Origin of the sequence: Herbiconiux liangxiaofengii (assembly GCF_041927335.1) — a bacterium.
Taxonomy (GTDB): Bacteria; Actinomycetota; Actinomycetes; order Actinomycetales; family Microbacteriaceae; genus Herbiconiux; species Herbiconiux liangxiaofengii.
Map to the genome: position 1 here is coordinate 147,316 of NZ_JBHFHD010000006.1, position 14,510 is coordinate 161,825.

Genomic DNA, 14,510 nt, shown 5'->3' on the forward strand with positions numbered 1-14,510 from the left:
GGTGAGCGATCGAGTGGTCTACCCCTCCGAGTTCGAGCAGGCCTGGAACGCCTGGCATGAGGCGCGGTTGCGGGTGGTCACCGCACCGCACGGTCTCGCCTCGCTCGTGGCCACCCACTGGCTGAGCCCGGAACCACAGCAGCTCGAGGGGCTCGAGGGTGACTGGTACCTCGACGGTGCCGCCATCGTGGGCGACGGCTTCACCCTCGAGGAGGGTGGCGAGGTTCTGGTGGGCTCGCGCCTGCTGCGCCACTTCCGGCGCGACGACGAGGTGGCGCTGCGTGTGCTCGACTCCGAGGCGGTATCCCGCGCATCCGTCGCAGGCATCGACGCCTACATTCCCGACGAGGCATGGGTTCTGAAGGGGCAGTTCACGCCGGCCGCCGAGGGGTCGACCGTCGACCTCGAGGAGATCGACGGGTACTCCGAGTCGACCGAGCTCGCCGGCACCGTCGCGGTGGAAATCGAGGGGGAGCAGGTCGAGTTCGTGGCGACCGGCCCGCGCACGGGCATGCAGGTGGTCTTCGCCGACGCCACCAGCGGCGCCGAGACGTACCGGTTCCGCTTCCTGAAGCTGCGGGCGGATGGCGGGGCCGGCCCGATCGAGGTCGACTTCAACCGCGCCTACCTGCCGCCGTGCGCCTTCGCCGACTTCTACGTGTGCCCGCTGCCGCCCGCGCAGAACCGCCTGGCCGTGCCGGTCCGCGCCGGTGAGAGTCACGTCACCCGCGCCTGACGTGCCGCCCACGACTCGGGGTGCGAGGGTGGTGGGTATGACGAATCGTCTTGCCGGAGCGATCAGCCCGTACTTGCGCTCGCACGCCGAGAACCCCGTCGACTGGTACCCCTGGGGCGAGGAGGCGTTCGCCGCGGCCCGCGAGCGCGACGTGCCCGTGCTCGTGTCGATCGGCTACTCCACCTGCCACTGGTGCCACGTGATGGCGCGCGAGAGCTTCAGCGATCCGGCGCTGGCGGGGTACCTGAACGAGCGGTTCGTGGCGATCAAGGTCGACCGCGAGGAGCATCCCGAGGTCGATTCGGCGTACCTGGCCGCCGCGGGCGCGTTCACGCAGAACCTCGGCTGGCCGCTGAACGTCTTCGTCACCCCCGACGGTCAGGCTTTTCACGCCGGAACGTATTCGCCCCCGACGCCGGTCGACGGACATCCGGCGTTCTCGCAGGTGCTCGCGGCGGTCGACGACGCCTGGACGAACCGCCGCGCCGAGGTGGAGCGCTCCGCCGCCGGGCTCGCCGAGATGCTCGCCGAGGGTCAGCAGCGGCTGCGGTCGCGTGGCGCGGTGTCGATTCCGGATGCCCAGGGCCCGGAGGCCCTCGGTCTCGAACCAGAGCAGCTCGCCTCGATCGTGTCCGAGCTCGCGCAGTTCGAGGACGCGACCCACGGTGGATTCGGCGGAGCCCCCAAGTTCCCGGTGGCGCCCGTGCTGCGCTTCCTGCTCGAGGTGGCCGCGATCCCCAGCGGCGATGCCGTCTCGCGCGATGCGGGCGCGCTCGCGGTGCGTACGCTGCGGGCGATGGCGGCGTCGCCCCTGCGCGACCCGGTGGAGGGCGGGTTCTTCCGCTACGCCACCCGGCGCGACTGGAGCGAGCCCCATTACGAGCGCATGCTCTACGACAACGCACTCCTGCTGGACGCGTACACGGCGGCCTGGACGCTCGACCCCACCTCGGCCTGGGCGCGCGACGCGGCTCTGGGGGTCGGCCGTTTCCTCACCGACGTGATGCAGCTGCCCTCGGGCGGCTTCGCCTCGGCGCAGGACTCCGAGAGCACGGTCGACGGCCGCCGCGTGGAGGGCGGCTATTACGCGCTCGATGCCGCCGAGCGCTCGTCGCAGACGCCCCCGGCCCTGGATGAGAAGGTGCTCTCGGGCTGGAACGGCCTCGCCATCGGCTCCCTCGCCCGGGCCGGGTTCGTGTTCGACCGGCCCGACCTCACCCTCGCGGCCCAGCACGCGGCCGACTACCTGCTGGCCGCCCACCTCTCGGCCGCGGCGCCCCCGACCTCGGGGCCCGAGGCCCCGCCCCCGTCACCGTCGTCGGCCCCGGTTCCGGATGCGCCCCGGCTCGCGCGGTCACAGCTTCTCCGGGCGTCGATCGACGGTCGCGCCTCGTCGGCCGTGGCCACCCTCGAGGACTACGGCATGCTCGCCGACGGACTCCTGCGGCTGGCCGCGGTCACCGGCTCCACCCGCTACGCCGTGGCGGGCCGCATGCTCGTCGACGCGGTGCTCAGCGACCCGGCCACCGAGGTACCTGCGTTCGAGGTGCCGGGAGGCGGCGACCCCGTGCTCGGTGCTCAGGGTCTGGCGAGTGAGCTCGACCCCTCGGAAGGCGCCTATCCGTCGGGGAACAGCGCCGCCGCATCCGCCGCCCTGCTGCTGCACGCCCTCACCGCCGAACCGCGGCATCGTGCCGCAGCCCTGCGGGCACTCGCCCCGTTGGCGGCCGACGCGGGGGCGCAGCCCATCGCCTTCGGCGCCACGCTCGAACTGCTCACCCGGCTGGCCCGCCCGTCGGAGCAGCTCGTGCTGATCGAACCCGATCCGGAGCCCGATCTGGCGCTCGACCCCGGACACGGGCCCGCGCCCGCCGCCCCGCCCGCCGCCGAACCTTCCCGCGAACCCGAGCGCGAGGTGCCCACCGCGTCACCGCTCCGCGACCGCGTGCGCGTCTGGACCGGCGCCGTCGTCGCCCGCGCCAGTGAGGCCGAGGCCGAGATGCTCGCCCGGGCCGGCTTCGAGCTCTTCGCCGACCGCACGACGCGGGGCGGGCATCCCACCGCCTACCTCTGCCGCGACTTCGTCTGCCGCCTGCCCGTCACCGCCCCCGCCGATCTCCACCGCACCTGACGAGGCCACGAGGCGCATCAGACACCCGGTTCATCACGCGAACCACTCTCGCCGCATCGACAGCCCGCGCAGTGATAGTCGTCAGCCCTGATTCCGTACGGCTGCTTGGTCTTCCAGAGCTCGAGATTGTCGGGACGATTGTCGTCTCTTCGGCCGTTCTTGTGATGCACCTGCTCCGTCGGCAGGAGGTGTCGGCCAAGCGTCTGCTCCATCACCAGACGATGCTCTCGCACATAGCCCGCCTTGGTTGCATGAGGGTGATCTGGCGCGAGAATGCGCACATAGCCATCCGCATCCACGATGCGGCCACCCTTGTAGCTTCCGGAGTGACCGTCGTTTCGGCTGTGCTGACGACGTCGGCCGCATGCCCGGGAGCATGTCGTTGGAGACCCATCTGTGCGCTGAAGGAAGTGGGTGCCGCACATTAAGCAGACGGCGTCATGTAGGCGGCGTCCCCGCCTCCGGTCGCCATCTTCTCTCCGCGATATCTCTGCCATGCCTCAATAGTCGATGCAGCCTCCGACAGCCTCCCCCCGCCAGATCAGACGGCATGCTGACGTTCGCCGTGTGATCTCCGACGCTGTTCTGACCACGCCGCTGACACGGCCTCGACACCGTGTCAGCGGCGCGTCAGCGCGACGTCGGTGCCGCGTCAGCGCACCCCGGGAGAGTGAGGACATCCACAACGACAGTACGAAAGGACGTCCTCATGACGCACTCCACCGACTGGGCCGTCGAGGCCCACGGTCTCGTCAAGGTCTTCGGCGACAACCGGGCGGTCGACGGTGTCGACCTGAGCGTGCGCACGGGCACCGTCTACGGCGTGCTCGGCCCGAACGGCGCCGGCAAGACCACCACCATCCGCATGCTCGCCACCCTGCTCAAGCCCGACGGTGGCGAGGCCACGGTGTTCGGTCACGACATCCGTCGCGAACCTCAGATCGTGCGGCAGCTGATCGGCGTCACCGGCCAGTACGCCAGCGTCGACGAGACGCTCTCCGCCACCGAGAACCTCGTGCTCTTCTCCCGCCTCAACGGGCTCAGCCGAGCGGATGCGCGGCGCAAATCCACCGAGTTGCTCGAGGAGTTCGGGCTCACCGAGGCCGCCACGCGCCCGCTGAAGAAGTTCTCGGGCGGAATGCGCCGGCGCCTCGACCTCGCCGCCAGCCTCATCTCGCAGCCGCCCCTGATCTTCCTCGACGAGCCCACCACGGGTCTTGACCCCCGCACCCGCTCCCAGATGTGGGACACCATCCGCCGGCTCGTCGCGACCGGCTCGACCGTGCTGCTCACCACCCAGTACCTCGACGAGGCCGACCAGCTGGCCGACCGCATCGCCGTGATCGACCGCGGCATCGTGGTGGCCGAGGGCACCGCCGGCGAGCTCAAGGCCTCGGTCGGCACCTCCTCCCTGCTGCTGCGACTCGCGGATGCGGGCTCGCTGGAGCGAGCCCGTCACGCCATCCTCGACGTGCTGGGCGTCGAATCGGTGCTCACCCCCGAAGCCGGGCGCATCACCGCCCCGATGAGCGACCCCGACTCGGTCACCGACCTGCTGATCCGCCTGCGCGCCGACGGGATCGCCGTCGAGGAGCTCTCGGTGCAGCAGCCCACCCTCGACGAGGTCTTCCTCGCCCTCACCGGCCACCCGGCCGACGACGACGCCACGGCCGGGCCGGGCGACGCCGCGACCGGCGCATCCGGAGCCGCACCGACCCCCGAACTGGAGACCGCACGATGACCACCATGACCATCACCCCCGGTGCCACGCGCACCCTCAAGAACCACGTGAGCGTCGCGCAGACCGTGCGCAACTCGTTCAGCATGGCCGGGCGCGGGCTGATCAAGATGCGCCGCACGCCCGAGCAGCTCATCGACGTGACGGTGCAGCCCATCATCTTCACGCTGATGTTCACCTACATCTTCGGCGGGGCGATCGCGGGCAGCGTGGCCGACTACCTGCCGCTGCTCATTCCCGGGATCCTCGTGCAGACGGTGGTGACCACCAGCGTCGTCACCGGCGTGCAGCTTCGCGAGGACATGGACAAGGGCGTGTTCGATCGGTTCAAGTCGCTGCCGATCGCCCGGATCGCCCCGCTCGCCGGCGCGCTGCTGGCCGACACCGTGCGCTACGCCATCGCCACCACGCTCACCTTCGCGATGGGCTTCGTTCTGGGCTACCGGCCCGAGGGCGGGCTCGGCGCGGTGGTGGTCGCCGGGCTGCTCGTGATCGTGTGCTCGTGGGCCATCAGCTGGATCTTCGCGTTCTTCGGCGTGATCGCGCGGAGCGCGGCGAGCGTGCAGGGCATCTCGTTCCTGGTGCTGTTCCCGTTGACGTTCCTCTCGAACGCCTTCGTCTCGCCCGACACCATGCCTTCGTGGCTCCAGGTGTTCGTCAACGCCAACCCGGTCTCCCACCTGGTGACGGGCGTGCGAGACCTCGCCAACAACGGGGTCTTCTCGGCTGACGCCTGGATCTCACTCCTGGGTGCCACTGTGATCGTGGCGATCTTCGCCCCGCTCACAGTACGCGCCTACATGAAGAAGGCCTAGCCCTCAGGTCGCTTCTTTCCAGCCCCACGACCACGGCCCGGGTGTGCGCAGCAGTGCTGCGACACGCTCGGGCCGTTCGGCGTGGTGCACCAGTCGAGCGGATGCGCGGGCCGCTGCCATGGGGTCGTCCCCGAGCGCATCGCCGCCGAGAGCATGGCGGCCGACTTCCTCGGCGCTCAAGCGGGCGAACAGCGGGGCGAGGTGCAGGCCCGGGTTGTCCTGACGGGCGCCCATCGCCTCGGCCAGGGCGAGGAGCTCGGCGGCGACGGCCCGCAGGCCGGGCTCGGTGCTCGTCGACGCCCAGGAGGCGAGGCCGACGGCCGAGGCGCCGAGCACGGGGTTGTCGGTGAAGCTTCCGGCGAGGCCCCCGATGCTGCCTCCGGTGCCGCCGGTGATGCGGAGCACCGCCAGAACGCGCGATCGCAGGCGCCTCGCGAGCGCGCGCGTCTCGCCGGGCTCGCCCGTTCCGTCGGCGATCAGGGTGGCCAGAACGCTCGAGAGGATCAGCTGGTACCAGGGCGAGGCCTTCGTGCGGGGTACCCGGAACGACGCGAGCACCTCGCGATTCACGCCGGCTGCCTCGGCGAGGAGGCCGCGGGCCCGCAGCACCTCGGCGCGCCCGGCCAGGCCGATCGAGACGATGTCGACGCCATCCGCTTGGCCGGGGGTGCGCACGAGGTCTTCGAAGACTCGGCTCGCGTCGTCGATGCGGCCGAGGGCGAGCTCGTTCACCGCGATCATCCAGTCGAGCTGGCGCAGGTCTTCGACCGCCGCGATGCGCACCATGCCGACTCGGCTGCGTCGGGCCCAGCGCAGGGCCTCGACCGGCTCGGCGCTCTGACTGTGCAGCTGGGCGAGCAGCTGGCCGGCGGTGGCGGCGCCCCAGGTGTCGCCGAGCGACTCGGCGATCGCCACCGCGCGCCGGGCCAGGGCCCCCGCATCGCGCGGCCGGCCGGCGTTCTCGGCGGCGGCGGCGCCGGCGATGCAGCCGAGCAGGGCGGCCTGCGGATCGGGGGAGGACTGGAGGGTGTCGACGGCCGCGAGCACCCGGGCGGAATCGCCCATCGCCAGCAGGAGGGAGCTCATCGCGAGGAGGCGGGGGGCGCCGGGGTCGTGCTCGCGGCGGGTGTCGCGCCCGCCGCGGAGGTCGTGCTCACGGGTGCCGAGGGTCTTGCGCAACTGGGAGAGCACTGCAGCGAACCGGCGATCGCCGGTGGAGAGCAGGCCGATACCGGTGAAGACCAAGGTCCAGGCGAGGGCATCGACCCTCTCCGGCTCCGGACGATAGCGCCGAACGCTGTCGAGCACGGGCTGGGCGAAGGCCACCACCTCGGTGGGCGTGCTCCGCAGCACCCAGTGGTTGGCCAGCAGAGGGAACACCCCGGCCACGATGTCGGGCCGCTCGGCGGCGATCGCACGTCGCAGCAGATCGATGAGGTTGTCCTCCTCCAGGCCCACCAGAGCGAACACCTCCACCTGGCGGGGACCGCTGAGCTGCGGCTGCAGCGAGCGGCCGGTGATGTCGGCCCAGTCGAACAGCGCGTCGCGCGCGGCATCGCTCTCGCCGAGCCGGGCCAGCTGCAGACGACCGAACTCGCGAACGGTCTCCAGCATCCGGAATCGGAGCCCGCCGCCCGCGGTGCCGGGCAGCTCGGCGACGGTGACGAGCGACTGGGCGACGAGTGAGTCGAGGGCGTCGTCGACCGCGCTGCCGTCTGACGCGGGGGCCACGACGGCTCGGGCGGCGTCGGCGCTGAAACCGTCGGCGAAGTCGGAGAGGTAGGCGAGCGTGCGCTGCTCGTCGGTGTCGAGCAGGTTCCAGCTCCATTCGATCACCGCCAGCAGGGTGCGGTGGCGTTCGGGCGCACCGCGGTCGCCACCGGTGAGCAGCGAGAAACGGTTGCCGAGGCGGCGTTCGATCTCGTCCAGTGACATCGACCGGATGCGCGCCGCCGCGAGTTCGATGGCCAGCGGCAGGCCGTCGAGACGCTCGCAGAGCCGCGCCACGACGTCACGGGGCAGGGCGGCGCCCGGGCGGGCGGCGGTGGCGCGGTCGATGAAGAGGCGCACGGCGGGGTCGTCGTCGGCCTCGCCGGCGGTTTTACCGGTGCTGGTCTGTTCGGCGCCCGGCGCGCGGTCGCCGCTTCGGCCGAGCGGTTGCAGGGCGAAGACCCGTTCGCTCGAGAGTGCCAGCGGCGTGCGGCTCGTGGCGAGCACGGTCAGCTGCGGCAGCTCGGCCGTGAGCTCGGCCACCCATCCGGCGGCGGCATCGATGAGGTGCTCGCAGTTGTCGACCACCAGCAGGGTCGGCTGCTCGGCCAACCGGGTCAGGATGCGCGTGCGCAGGTCGGCGCGCGCGACCTGATCTCCCACCCGGCGTGAGGTGGCGAGCTCACGGATGCCGAGGGCGGTCGCGAGCGCGATCACCACGTCGCCAGGGTCACGCACGCTGGCGAGCTCGACGACGACCACGAACCCGAAGCGTGCGAGCGCCCGCCCGGCGACCTCGTGCGCCAACCTCGTCTTGCCGAGCCCGCCCGGGCCGAGAATCGTGGTCACCCGCGCCTGATCGAGCGACCGGAGCACGTCGGCCACGGCGGCATCGCGCCCGATCAGCGCGTTCGGCGCCGCCCGGATGCCGCGCCCGATGCCGCGGGGTGAAGGGTCGCCGGCCGTGCTGTCGGTCTCCGGGGCGGCCGGGGCGGCCGGGGTGGCTGGGTTGCCTGGGGTGGCCGGGGTGGCTGGGTTGCCCGAGGCGGCCGGGGCCACCGCGCCGTTCGGGGTGGCGGCGGTGGGGTTGCCGTTCGCCGGGTTGCTGCCCGTGTCCGCACCGGCGGCGGATGCGTGCTCGCCCGGCCCGGTGAGCTGCCTGTCGGCGTGCTCGCCCGTTCGCGACGGCGGTCGGCCGGCGTCGTCACCCGCGCTCCGCGCCTCGTCCGTCGACGGCGCGACGCGCGGCGGCGAGACCGACGGCAACCGGCTCACCGGCCTGCCGCCGTCCAGCAGCTCGAGATTCAGCGCCTGGAGTTCGGCGGAGGGGCTGGTGCCGAACGCGTCCTGCACCCGGGCGCGGAACTCCGCGTACACGGCTACTGCATCCGTCGACCGCCCGAGCGCGTCGAGCGCGCGCATGAGCAGTAGGTGCGCGTTGTCGTCGAAGGGTGACCGGGTGGCCAGCCGCAGGGCGAGGTCCGCCGCCTCCGAGTTCGCGCCTCGTGCCAGCGCGGCCGAGGCCGCCGTGAGCTCGAGCGATTCCAGCACCCTGATGGCGCGGGCGGCCAGCTCATCGGCGACAGCGCCTGGGGCGAGATCTGCTCCCGGATCACCGCGCCACAGCCCGAGCCCGGAGTGCGCGTGGCGGCCGGCGTCGTCGACATCGTTCCGGGCGAGGGCATCCCGGCCCGCGGTGGCCGACGCGGCGGCCTCGCCGAGATCGGTCGCCGTCTGGCGCGCCCCGAGCCGGTAGCCCGAGCCGGTGGACTCGATGAGCCCTTCTCCGAACGCGCCGCGCACGCGGGACACCAGAGCCTGAAGCGCCCCCCGCGCATCACGCGGCAGGTCATCGCCCCAGATGTCGTCGCGGAGCGCATCGATCGACAGGGCGCGCGGTGCGGCCAGCACGAGCGCCACGATCAAGCCTTTGGCGCGGGCGCCCGACGGCTCCACCCAGACCCCATCGCGCCGAACCACCACCGGGCCGAGTACGCCGACGCGTAACTCGGGCTGTCCGGCCACCGCATCACTCACTCTGCCGAGCCTACTGACCGCCGACCGACCCGGCTCATCCACCGCGCGAGCCGAACCCCGGGCTCACCGAGCCGGCGCCGTTCGCGCGACCGTGAAGGCGGCAGCGGGAGGGAGCGCGTCAGGTGAGCAACTCGACAGCGGCGAGCGAGAGCACGGCGATCAACGCCCACGAGACTAGCCCCACGACGAGGGCCCGCCAGCCGGTGCGGGCGAGCTGAGCGAAGCGGATGCCGGTTCCCAGGGCGAATAGCGCCATGCCGAACAGCGCCGCCTGCAGCAGATCGGCCGCCGCGAGAACGACGCTCGCCGCCCCGGTCTCGACTCCGGATGGCCCAGCACCCAGGAGTGGCAGCACCAGCGAGCGCACCAGCACCGCCGCGACGAACCCCACCACGAACAGCGGCACGATGGCGGGCCTCTTTGCCGGCGCCGGTGCGCCGCGCGTCGCCGCGGCCGCTCGGCCGTCAACGCGTCGCTGGAGGAGGCCTGCGGTCGCCACCATCGGCGCCAGCGTCAGCACCCGGGTGAGCTTCACCACCACGGCCACGGCGAGCGCCGCCGGCCCGGCGATCTGCGCCGTCGCGACCACCTGGCCCACGTCGTGCACGCTCAGGCCCACCCACAGGCCGAACTCCTCCGGCGACATCCCGAGCGGGATGCTCAGCACCGGCAGCACGGCGATCGCGAGCGTTCCGCACAGGGTGACCAGCGCGACGGCCGTGGCGGAGTCTTCGTCCTTGCTGCGGGTGACGGCGCTCATGGCCCCGATCGCCGAGGCACCGCAGATGGAGAAGCCTGCCGCGATCAGGATCGGTTGGGTGCCGGGGAGTCGCATCCAGCGACCGAGCCCGAGGGTCGCGAGGAACGTGAGCAGGACGATCGCGACGATGACGCCGATGGTCGGCCACCCCAGCCCGGCGATGTCGATCAGGCTGAGCTTGAGCCCGAGCAGCACGATGCCGATGCGCAGCAGCCTCCGCGCCGCGAGGCCCAGCCCGGGCTTGAGCAGCCCGTCGACCTGTCGCCTGAGCGCCGGGACCTGCGCCACGGCCACACCGAGCACCACGGCCACAGTGAGCATCGGCGCCGCCGGCAGCGCGAGATGCACCCCGAAGGACGCCAGGGCCGCACCGCCCGCGACGACGACCCCGGGCACCCACGCCATCCGCGTCACGACGGCCCGCCCGTCGCGCCCGAGGCCCCCGTGCCTGAGGCCGCCGTGCCTGAGGCCGTCGTGCCCGACGCCACCCAGCCGCGCTCGCGGCCGAGCACCTCGCTCGCGCTGCCCGAACCCGCCCATCCGTCGCGCCCGCAGCCGACCCAGCCGGAGGCGGCCTCCCTCACCGCCAGCTCGGCAGCCAGTAGTGCAGGCTCAGGAACCACGCGGGAATGGGCATCCCGACCCACACCGGGTAGAACCATGCCGACACCAGCACGCAGATGACGAAGAACGCCCCCACGATCAGCAGCGCCCGGGTGCGAACCCGTCGCGGGTCGCTCCGTGAGCCCAGCGCCAGCCCGATCACGAAGGTGAGGGCCAGGATCATGTAGGGCTCGAACGCGATGGTATAGAACTGGAAGATGGTGCGGTTCGTGTAGAGCAGCCAGGGCAGATAACCCGCGGCCATGCCCATCAGCACGAGCCCCACCTGCCACTCCCGCCGGCGCACGAGACGGTAGAGGAGGTAGAACACCGCCGCCGTGGCGCACCACCAGATGATGGGGTTCGCGATGGAGGTGATGTTCTCGTAGCAGGTCGTGCCGCCGCAGACCGAGTCGTCGACCTGGTTCACGTACATCTGGGTGGGGCGCACCAGGAAGAGCCAGGTGAACGGGTTGGCCTGGTAGGGGTGGGGCGAGTTCTCGCCGACGTGGTAGTTGTACACTGCCACTTCGAGGTGCCAGAAGTTCTGCACCGCGAGCGGCACCCAGCTGAGCGCCCCCGTCCACTCGCCGTTGGAGGTCTGCGCCCAGGTGCGGTACATGCCGCCCGTCGTGGCGAACCAGCCGATCCAGCTGAGCAGATAGGTGAACACCGCGACCGGCACGAGCAGCACCGCGGTGACGGGCCCCTGCTTCAGCACCGCCGAGCTGAACCAGAACGGGATGCCCAGCCGCCGCCGGGCGAGCGCGTCGACCACCACGAGGTACACGCCGAACGCGGCGATGAAGTACAGCCCCGACCACTTCACGCTCGACGCGGCACCGAAGGCCACTGCGGCAGCGAGCAGCCACGGCCGCTTCCACAGCACCGGACCCCAGGCCGGCGCTCGTCCCGGCTCGCCATCCGCCCCGGGCGGCGAGGTGCGGGCAGCGACGGCTGCCGCGAGGCGCACCGCGTGCCACTCCCGATCCATCAGCACGGCGCCGACGCCCAGCAACAGGAACAGCGCCACGATCCCGTCGAGGATGGCCACCCGGCTCATCACGATGGCGTGACCGTCGATGGCGAGCAGGAACCCCGCGATGGTGCCGAGCAACGTCGACCGGAACAGTTTCGTGGCGATCAGCGCCGTGAGCAGCACCAGCAGGATGCCGCACACCGCCACCGCGATGCGCCAGCCGAACGAGCTGTCGGCCCCGAAGAGCTCCATGCCGAGCCCGATGATCCACTTGCCGAGCGGCGGATGCACGGCGAACGACCCGTTCGTCTGGAAGATGTCGGTGGCGCCCTGATTGAACTGCGCATCGGCGTCGGCAGGCCAGGAGGCCTCGTAGCCGAGGTTCCAGGTCGTCCAGGCGTCTTTCACGTAGAAGGTCTCGTCGAAGACCAGGCTGTGCGGATGCGCCAGATTCACCAGCCGGAGCACAGCCGCCAGCAGCGTCACCGCCAGCGGACCGCCCCACCGCCACAGCCGTTCGCGTGCGGGCGTGGCCATCAGCCGCACCCACCAGTCGTCGAGCCGAGAACCGGTGGGCTCGGAGCCGAGAGTCGATGCCGACCGCGGCTGCGGCGAATCGGCCTTCGCGGCAGCGGCAGCGCCCTCACCACGACCAGGGGCCGTGGTGCTCGCGGTGGGGACCGGCTCCTGCGTGCTCACCGGGCCATGCTAATGCGTGCGGGTGCTCCGTTCCGGCTGGGTGGTGCGGCTGTGGATGAGGGGGAGGCGACCCGCTCCGGTGTGGAGAGGTGCGCGCCGGCCGCGCGCATCCGTTCGACTGAGAGACTGGGGGCATGCTCATCCTCGCCGCGACGCCCATCGGCAACCTGAAGGACGCCTCGACCCGGCTGGTCGAGCTCCTCGAGGCGGCCGAGGTGGTGGCGGCCGAGGACACGCGTGTGACCGTGAAGCTCCTCCGCGGACTCGGCATCGAGAACCGGCCGCGGCTCATCCCGCTGCACGAGCACAACGAGCGCGAGAAGGCGGCGTCGCTCGTGGAGCTGGCGCGGGAGGGCGACCTCGTGCTGCTCTCCGATGCGGGGATGCCGACCGTCTCCGATCCGGGGTACCTGCTGGTCGCCGCCGCCATCGAGGCCGGCGTCGACGTGACCGCGGTGCCCGGGCCGTCGGCCGTGATCACCGCACTGGCCCTTTCGGGACTGGCCACCGACCGGTTCACCTTCGAGGGCTTCCTGCCCCGCAAGCGCGGTGACCGCCTCAGCACGTTCCGGATGCTCGAACGAGAAGCACGCACCATGGTCTTCTTCGAGTCGCCGAACCGCATCGCCGACTCACTCATCGACCTCGCCGAGGTTTTGGGGGCCGATCGCCGAGTCGCCGTCGTGCGCGAGCTGACGAAGCTGTACGAAGAGGCGCGGCGCGGCACGGCAGCCGAACTCGCGGAGTGGGCGGCGGCGGGAGTTCGCGGGGAGATCGTGGTGGTGGTGGCCGGAGCGACGCCGCTCGCCGCCGATCTGCCGACGGCGCTCGCCGAGGTGCAGCAGCTCGTGGCGGCGGGGGAGCGACTCAAGGAGGCCACGGCCTCGGTGGCCGAGGCCACCGGGCTCTCGCGGCGTGATCTCTACGAGGCGGCGCTCGCGGCCCGGCGCCCCTGACCGGCGCGGATGCGCGACCACCACTCCTCCACATCGGCGGATCATCGGTTTTTATCCACAAATATTCTGGATACGCAATAAAGCTCGTAAAGTGCAATCGTGCATCCTGAGTTGAACCCATTCGCCCCTGGTTCCGGCCTGACCCCACCCCACCTCGTGGGTCGGCAAGCGGAGGTCGACGCCTTCGACCTCACCGTCGCGCGCAGCCGTCGCAGGATGCCGAGCAGAGGGATCGTGCTGCACGGCCTTCGTGGGGTCGGGAAGACAGTGCTCCTCAATCAATTCAGGGAACAGGCGGAGCGGGCCGAGTGGTTCACTGTTGGGATCGAGGGCCGCACAACGGAGAGCGGCCGCCAATCCGCCCGCCAAAAGCTCGGCCGAGCCATGCTGCTCGCCGCTCACAAGCTCCATCGGCGCCGAAGAACAGAGCAGGTGGTGAACGCTCTGAGAAGCATCAAGTCGTTCAGCCTCTCGCTCGGCGTCGCGTCGATCGAACTAGGCGTGGAGCCGGCACAAGGCCGGGCCGATTCGGGCGAGATCGAGATCGACCTCGAGGAGGTTCTCGAAGATCTGGCACCCGCGTTGACGTCCGCCGATTCGGCATTCGGTCTCTTCATCGACGAGATGCAGGACATCGACGGCGAACTGCTCTCCGCACTTCTCGCAGCCCAGCATCGAGCAGGCCAGAAGGGGTGGCCGTTCTACATCGTCGGAGCGGGACTGCCGGCCCTTCCCTCGACGCTGAGCGCGGCGCGGTCGTATGCCGAGCGTCTCTTCGACTACCGGGAGATCGGCGCACTCGATCCAGTGGCGGCAGCCGACGCGCTCGCCGTCCCAGCGGGGCGTCACGGCGTCGCCTTCACCGCTCCCGCTTTGGAGATCTTGGTCGAGGCCTCGGGCGGGTACCCGTACTTCCTTCAGACCTTTGGGAAGTCGGCGTGGGATGCGGCACTCGACCGCACCATCACCGAAGAGGACGCGACGTTGGCCGTCGTCGAGGGAACGGCGGCACTGGACATGGGCTTCTATCCTGCCCGGTGGGACCGCGCCACCCGGGCTGAACGGAACTATCTCCGCGCGATGGCCGCGGATGGCGACGTGGGTTCCCGAACGGCCACAGTTGCCGAGAGGCTCGTGCTGCCCGCCACGAGCTTGAGCCCCGCGCGACAGAGCCTCATCGACAAGGGCGTGATCTACATGCCGGAGCGAGGACGCGTGGCCTTCACCGTTCCGGGTATGGCTGCGTTCATCCACCGCCAGTACGCCGAGTGACGTCGCCGCCACCACTCCTCCACAATCTCGGGGATAGTGCGGGTTCTCCACCGTCCGTAACGGGGCCGGGCCGG

The 14,510-nt window shown here is 71.3% G+C and carries 11 protein-coding genes; 6 read left to right on the plus strand and 5 right to left on the minus strand.

Annotation, left to right across the window (positions count from 1 at the left end; translation table 11 throughout):
• Position 1: 1 nt before the first annotated feature.
• Together ACEXOR_RS04490 and ACEXOR_RS04495 are read left to right on the plus strand one after the other, a co-directional pair.
• A complete protein-coding gene (locus tag ACEXOR_RS04490; protein WP_374848193.1) occupies positions 2–736 on the plus strand; it encodes a DUF1684 domain-containing protein in 735 nt (244 codons plus the stop codon).
• Between the two features lie 37 nt (positions 737–773).
• On the plus strand, positions 774–2,867 hold the full coding sequence (locus ACEXOR_RS04495; RefSeq protein ID WP_374848194.1) for a thioredoxin domain-containing protein: 2,094 nt from the start codon (positions 774–776) through the stop codon (positions 2,865–2,867).
• A gap of 17 nt (positions 2,868–2,884) precedes the next feature.
• On the opposite strand, the gene ACEXOR_RS04500 is transcribed toward ACEXOR_RS04495, so the two are convergent.
• Positions 2,885–3,166, minus strand: coding sequence for an HNH endonuclease (locus ACEXOR_RS04500; RefSeq protein ID WP_374848195.1), 282 nt, complete (start codon positions 3,164–3,166; stop codon positions 2,885–2,887).
• 410 nt (positions 3,167–3,576) lie between these two features.
• Between ACEXOR_RS04500 and ACEXOR_RS04505 the strand changes: the two genes are divergently transcribed.
• Together ACEXOR_RS04505 and ACEXOR_RS04510 are read left to right on the plus strand one after the other, a co-directional pair.
• The gene (locus tag ACEXOR_RS04505; protein ID WP_374848196.1) at positions 3,577–4,608 is read left to right on the plus strand and encodes an ATP-binding cassette domain-containing protein; all 1,032 of its coding nucleotides are present in this window, start codon (positions 3,577–3,579) and stop codon (positions 4,606–4,608) included.
• A complete protein-coding gene (locus ACEXOR_RS04510) occupies positions 4,605–5,420 on the plus strand; it encodes an ABC transporter permease (RefSeq protein WP_374848197.1) in 816 nt (271 codons plus the stop codon). Before ACEXOR_RS04505 ends, ACEXOR_RS04510 begins: the two co-directional genes overlap by 4 nt.
• 3 nt (positions 5,421–5,423) lie before the next feature.
• Here the strand turns inward: ACEXOR_RS04510 and ACEXOR_RS04515 are convergent, their stop codons facing one another.
• The 4 genes from ACEXOR_RS04515 to ACEXOR_RS04530 all read right to left on the minus strand — a co-directional run bounded on the left by ACEXOR_RS04515 (position 5,424) and on the right by ACEXOR_RS04530 (position 12,208).
• Positions 5,424–9,167 (minus strand): AfsR/SARP family transcriptional regulator, encoded by a 3,744-nt coding sequence (locus ACEXOR_RS04515; protein ID WP_374848198.1) that lies wholly within the window; start codon positions 9,165–9,167, stop codon positions 5,424–5,426.
• Positions 9,168–9,285: 118 nt separating this feature from the next.
• The gene (locus tag ACEXOR_RS04520) at positions 9,286–10,332 is read right to left on the minus strand and encodes a YeiH family protein (protein ID WP_374848199.1); all 1,047 of its coding nucleotides are present in this window, start codon (positions 10,330–10,332) and stop codon (positions 9,286–9,288) included.
• A 5-nt stretch (positions 10,333–10,337) separates the two neighbouring features.
• Positions 10,338–10,511, minus strand: a complete 174-nt coding sequence (locus tag ACEXOR_RS04525; protein WP_374848200.1) for a hypothetical protein — start codon at positions 10,509–10,511, stop codon at positions 10,338–10,340.
• Positions 10,508–12,208, minus strand: a complete 1,701-nt coding sequence (locus ACEXOR_RS04530) for a dolichyl-phosphate-mannose--protein mannosyltransferase (protein ID WP_374848201.1) — start codon at positions 12,206–12,208, stop codon at positions 10,508–10,510. Before ACEXOR_RS04530 ends, ACEXOR_RS04525 begins: the two co-directional genes overlap by 4 nt.
• A gap of 134 nt (positions 12,209–12,342) precedes the next feature.
• Between ACEXOR_RS04530 and rsmI the strand changes: the two genes are divergently transcribed.
• Positions 12,343–13,164 (plus strand): 16S rRNA (cytidine(1402)-2'-O)-methyltransferase, encoded by an 822-nt coding sequence (gene rsmI / locus ACEXOR_RS04535; protein ID WP_374848202.1) that lies wholly within the window; start codon positions 12,343–12,345, stop codon positions 13,162–13,164.
• A gap of 99 nt (positions 13,165–13,263) precedes the next feature.
• Positions 13,264–14,436: an ATP-binding protein gene (locus tag ACEXOR_RS04540; protein ID WP_374848203.1), complete on the plus strand. Its 1,173-nt coding sequence runs from the start codon at positions 13,264–13,266 to the stop codon at positions 14,434–14,436.
• Positions 14,437–14,510: the final 74 nt, after the last annotated feature.

Bases quoted from the DNA above. Each gene is read 5' to 3' on its own strand.
- rsmI (WP_374848202.1), top strand. From the start codon at position 12,343: ATGCTCATCCTCGCCGCGACGCCCATCGGCAACCTGAAGGACGCCTCG.
- ACEXOR_RS04505 (WP_374848196.1), top strand. From the start codon at position 3,577: ATGACGCACTCCACCGACTGGGCCGTCGAGGCCCACGGTCTCGTCAAG.
- ACEXOR_RS04495 (WP_374848194.1), top strand. From the start codon at position 774: ATGACGAATCGTCTTGCCGGAGCGATCAGCCCGTACTTGCGCTCGCAC.
- ACEXOR_RS04510 (WP_374848197.1), top strand. From the start codon at position 4,605: ATGACCACCATGACCATCACCCCCGGTGCCACGCGCACCCTCAAGAAC.
- ACEXOR_RS04520 (WP_374848199.1), bottom strand. From the start codon at position 10,332: ATGGCGTGGGTGCCCGGGGTCGTCGTCGCGGGCGGTGCGGCCCTGGCG.